General features: G+C 60.7%; 5 protein-coding genes. 1 reads left to right on the top strand and 4 read right to left on the bottom strand.

Translation table 11 applies throughout. The features are described 5' to 3' along the window. The first annotated feature begins 71 nt into the window (after window positions 1–71). Window positions 72–362 carry a DUF4304 domain-containing protein gene (locus PJL15_RS22775; RefSeq protein WP_432443854.1) on the top strand — a complete coding sequence of 97 codons (291 nt, stop codon included), beginning with the start codon at window positions 72–74 and terminating at the stop codon, window positions 360–362. A gap of 314 nt (window positions 363–676) precedes the next feature. On the opposite strand, the gene PJL15_RS22470 is transcribed toward PJL15_RS22775, so the two are convergent. Genes PJL15_RS22470 through PJL15_RS22455 form a run of 4 tightly spaced genes read right to left on the bottom strand, consistent with a single transcriptional unit; the run spans window position 677 to window position 3890 of the window. Continuing rightward, a complete protein-coding gene (locus PJL15_RS22470; RefSeq protein ID WP_281453344.1) occupies window positions 677–907 on the bottom strand; it encodes a hypothetical protein in 231 nt (76 codons plus the stop codon). Then, window positions 900–2462, bottom strand: coding sequence for a recombinase XerD (locus PJL15_RS22465; protein WP_281453343.1), 1563 nt, complete (start codon window positions 2460–2462; stop codon window positions 900–902). The genes PJL15_RS22470 and PJL15_RS22465 overlap by 8 nt, the downstream gene beginning before the upstream one ends. Beyond that, complete coding sequence (locus tag PJL15_RS22460; RefSeq protein WP_281453342.1) at window positions 2452–2790, bottom strand: helix-turn-helix domain-containing protein; 339 nt, start codon at window positions 2788–2790, stop codon at window positions 2452–2454. Before PJL15_RS22460 ends, PJL15_RS22465 begins: the two co-directional genes overlap by 11 nt. Continuing rightward, complete coding sequence (locus tag PJL15_RS22455) at window positions 2784–3890, bottom strand: tyrosine-type recombinase/integrase (protein WP_281453341.1); 1107 nt, start codon at window positions 3888–3890, stop codon at window positions 2784–2786. Before PJL15_RS22455 ends, PJL15_RS22460 begins: the two co-directional genes overlap by 7 nt. Window positions 3891–4157: the final 267 nt, after the last annotated feature.

Raw genomic sequence — 4157 nt, 5'->3', positions numbered from 1 at the left:
TAGTGGCGTCCCTGCGGATTAGATGTGGACGTATTCGGTTATTCGGACGTACCCATGCTGCAGAATAACCCGTGTGGAAAGAACAGAAATTGGTCGAGTCGGCCTTCGCTGGCGCACTCAAGCTGCGTGGGTTCCGTAAGCGGGGCCGGAACTGGTTCCGGATGACGTCGGCCGGCGAGTATCAGGTGATTAACCTTCAGAAGTCTTCGTGGGGGAGCGGAGATTACTATCTCAACCTGGGATGGGACCCATCGGTCCCGAGTGGGGACTTCCGTTCAGAAAATTTCTGCCTTCTGAGTCTTCGAGCCGAAGAAACAGACGTGATCCCGCCAATTGATTTGCTCGACCTGATGGCTCGGTAGCAAGGGACCTTCCGGGAACCATCCTGCTCGACGCTGAAATGGGTGGTCGCTTTCCCGAGGATGCATTCCTTGAACAGCTCACTGACGTCATCATTAACCCGGTCGCAGACTTTATGGACAGGACCCCGTCTGTGGTCGATCTGGTTCCGCTGCTTTCTGCCAAGCCCCAGTTCGCTTTCGTTCCCGTGCGGGAAGAGCTCAGCCGCCGAGGTTATGAGCTGCCCCAGCGCTAGGACATGGCTGGATCCCATGGCAACCAGAAATCGTGGTCATCCAGAACCCGATTAACGGAGAGAGCCGTGGTTGCTAGAGGCCTAGACCCTCAGCAGGGGCAGCGGCACGACGTAGTATTCCTTCGCTTTCCTGTTTGTCACGAAGGTGCGGCACCGGGACTGGGCTTCTTCTTCGGACTTGAACCGTAGTGCCTGGTTTTCTCTGGGGGTCCATTCGTCGCCGGGCCGGTTGGGATGCAGGTAGTAATACAACGTCTCTCCCGTATCCAGGCGCACGACGATGCCCCAAGCAGCGGGTTTACGCTTACCCATTCCGGTCCTTTCGCTTGTTGTCTCTCAGCCTTTCCGGAGTGTGGTTCGTCCGCCGGCTGACGTAGCGGGCCCAGGCGTCGCCGGCGTTGTCGGCGTGGATGAAGGCTACTTGGTGGCTGTAGCCCAGAGCGTCGGCGACCAGCGGTGGCGGTGTGATCGTGAGGAGCTCATCGAGGGCGGTGTTTCGGGCGCCACGGAGGTCGATGCCGAGGCTCCGGAGCCTGTCCATGATGGTGTTCGGGTGCAGGTGTTGTCCTGCTCTGGTGCCTGGGAAGAGCCATGGGCTTTGGGTGTTTGACCCGGTTCTGAGGTTGGGCCGGCTTGCCAGGTGCTGGCGGATCAAGTCTGCTACGGGCGTGGGGACGGGCACTGGGTGGAGGCCCAAGGTGATTCTCATGTTGCCGGTGGTTTCGTTGGTCTCTATGGCGTCGGTCCGAAGTCTGGCGACTTTCACGAGCCGTTGGGCATAGAGAAGCAGAAGGGCGCCGGCGACTCGGTAGGGCAGGGATTCGCTGGTGCCTGTGAGCAGTTCCCGCAGCCAGGCCAGGCGCTGGTCCTGGGTGATTGTCGGTCGCGTTTTCGGGGTGTAGTAGCCCATTTCGACGCGGTGGTTTGTGCCAGTGTTCTTGATGAAGACGATGAACGTGCGGATCTGTTTTCTGGTCGTGGGTCCGGCGGCGAGCCAGGCTTCGATGTCTTGCTGGGTGCAGGTCGCTGCTGTTCGTTGGTGCGTTTCCCAGAGCCAGAGAAGGAATTTGATGGTTTCGGTGATCTCTTGTTTGGCCGAGTGCACCGGCCCGCGCGCGTTCTTCTCCGGTGTTGTGGTGGTCCGGATGCGTCGGAGGTGGTGCCAGGTCGCGAACTGCTCGACTGGTTTAGCCACCTGCTCGGGCAAGGGGTCGAGTTTGGCTTTGATCCAGGCTTCAAACCGGGCCAGGTAGGGGTCCTGGTAGGGGAGCAGCCCGTGGTGGACGAGCAGGGCGCGTAGATGGTTTGTTGCTCGTTCGGCCGTTTCGGCGTAGTTATCGAGGCCTTCGTGTGTCAGGGGTGTTGTCCCGTTGGTAAGGGATCTCAGGAGGGCTTGGACTGTGGCGGAGCGTTTCCAGGTGATGATGCTCTCGGGCCGCTCGGCTTGGCAGAGGACCTCGATAAGTTTGGCCGCTGTTGCGGGATCAGCGGGGTTTGTGGGGAGTAGTTCGGTGAGGTCGTCGCGGAGGGCGCAGCGGGCGCAGATGCCCGTTCGGTAGAACTCGCCTTCGTGGTTGCAGCGGGTGCAGTGGAAGTCGTGGGTGATTCCGGTGCAGGGTGCGCATCGTGGGCCGCCGCTGGTTTCGGGTGGGCCTGGCAGGAGCCGGTGTTGGCCGCAGTCGGGGCAGGTCCCGTGGGTGCGGGTTGCTGTAGTGAAGCAGGGGCCGCAGATTTTCCCTTCGGGCCAGGTGGCGCGTGTTCGGCCGGCGCTGCGGCCGCAGCGGGCGCAGGTTGCGGTGCCGGTGGTGCGTGGCCTGCCGCGGGTGGTGTTGCGGGCAGTCAGGCCGGCGGGTTGGTCAGTTGTCATCGTCGATGATGCGGGCCCGGCGTGGGCGGACGGTGCGGTTCAGATCGACGACGTTGGGGGAGGCGGTGCCGGTTTTGCGGGCGCGGATGTCGGCGGCTGTGACGGTGATGAGGTCCTCGGGTCCGCAGGAGAAGATGTCGCAGATCGCTGCGATGACCTGCAGTGCGACGCGTTCGGGTTTCTGGTTGACCAGCCGATAGACCTGGGGCCGCGACAAGGTGATGCCGCGTTCGGCGAGGAGGGGGATGAGGTCGGTGGTGTTGTGCAGTCCCCGGGCTGCCATGAGCTCGGCGAGCCGCCATTTGTATTCGACTTCTCGTTTCACCATTGGCCTCGCATCTGCATGCCGAGGACGTCGTTCATGGTGCCGTCCAAGGCTGCCCGAAGGGCGGAGTTGCGGAAGTCGTCGCTGACGAACTGGTAGATCCCGGTGGTGGAGGCGTGTTCGTGGCCCATTTGATATTGCACAAATCTAGAATCCCACCCATCCTCGAGCAGGTGCGTCGCATAGGAGCGTCGGAGCGAGTGAAGGTCCAGCCCGTCCATCGGCATCCCCAGTTCTTTCAGGTAACGCCGCAGCCGACGCAGCAGGGTCGATTCGCAGATCACCCCGCCCCGCTCACTGGGAAACATGTCCAGCGTTTCGAGGGTTCCACGGCCGTTGGCGAGCCAATCGTCGATGACACCGGAGGTCCAGTCGAACACAGTCAGGACGCTGCGGGACTTGAAGGTTGAGCCCTTGAGGGACTTACCGAAACGGACTTTGCAGATTCCTGTTTTCCCGAACCGTCGTGCTTGCGGGTTGGTCGCGAAATCCACCGTTTGCAGGTGCCGCAGCTCGTTGAAACGTAGTCCGTAGGAATACGTGACTTTCAGCATCACTGAGTCCCGGTAAGCCGCTTGCCAGCCTTTCTTGCCGGAGGCGGCAATGAGTTCAACCTGGTCATCCGCATGGTCAAACAGCCGCTGCAACTCAGCCCTGGTGAACGGCCTCTTCGAGGGCCGGCCTTCGTACTCCTGGGTGTGGGAGGCGGCATTCCAGTCGAAGAAAACCTGGGACGGATGAGTGCCGAAACGTTCCTCGCAGACCCGGTCCCAGCCGTAGTCGGGGTTGGATACGTAAGAGCAGAACCGGCGAAGGGAGGACTGGTAGCCGCGTATGGTGGACTGCTTCAACTGATAGATCGAGCGCAGGTCACCGAAATACTCCTCGACATGCTCCGGCCCCCAGTTCCACGGAAACTCGTTCACATGGTTCACGAACCTCTGGACGCAGGCGATGCCCTTATCGATCGTGTCGAACTGCAGGTTCCTGGAGAGCTGCTGGTTGCGCCACCCGGTGAACATGTCCTCAAGCGTCTGCTCCTCGGGATGCAACAGACGGACAGCACTCAGCTGCAGCACACGCCCGGAACCATCAACAGCCATTATTCGCCCCCAAAATCGCCTCAGAAACCTGCCACAAACTTGAATCAATGATTCATCAAATGCATCATCAAGGCAAAACCGCAGGTCAGAGGCGCTTCTTGCGCTGTCATCTACGCACAAAGCATCACGCTACGCCACCAGAAGAATCTCCTTTCCAGGCCAGCCAGCCAGCCAAATTCCCCGGAACTCCGGGGTGATTGGGTGTAGATCCCGGCAAGATCAGGGGACCGGCGAATTGATTCATCTGATGAGATACGCAGACTACTA

Origin of the sequence: Paenarthrobacter nitroguajacolicus, assembly GCF_029952445.1 — a bacterium.
GTDB classification, from domain to species: Bacteria; Actinomycetota; Actinomycetes; order Actinomycetales; family Micrococcaceae; genus Arthrobacter; species Arthrobacter nitroguajacolicus_B.
The sequence above is the reverse complement of the archived record's forward strand: the minus strand, read 5'-3'. Positions and strand labels throughout refer to the sequence as shown.

Excerpts from the sequence above, each read along its gene's own strand:
- PJL15_RS22455 (WP_281453341.1), bottom strand. The coding sequence starts at position 3,890 with ATGGCTGTTGATGGTTCCGGGCGTGTGCTGCAGCTGAGTGCTGTCCGT.
- PJL15_RS22460 (WP_281453342.1), bottom strand. The coding sequence starts at position 2,790 with ATGGTGAAACGAGAAGTCGAATACAAATGGCGGCTCGCCGAGCTCATG.
- PJL15_RS22465 (WP_281453343.1), bottom strand. The coding sequence starts at position 2,462 with ATGACAACTGACCAACCCGCCGGCCTGACTGCCCGCAACACCACCCGC.
- PJL15_RS22470 (WP_281453344.1), bottom strand. The coding sequence starts at position 907 with ATGGGTAAGCGTAAACCCGCTGCTTGGGGCATCGTCGTGCGCCTGGAT.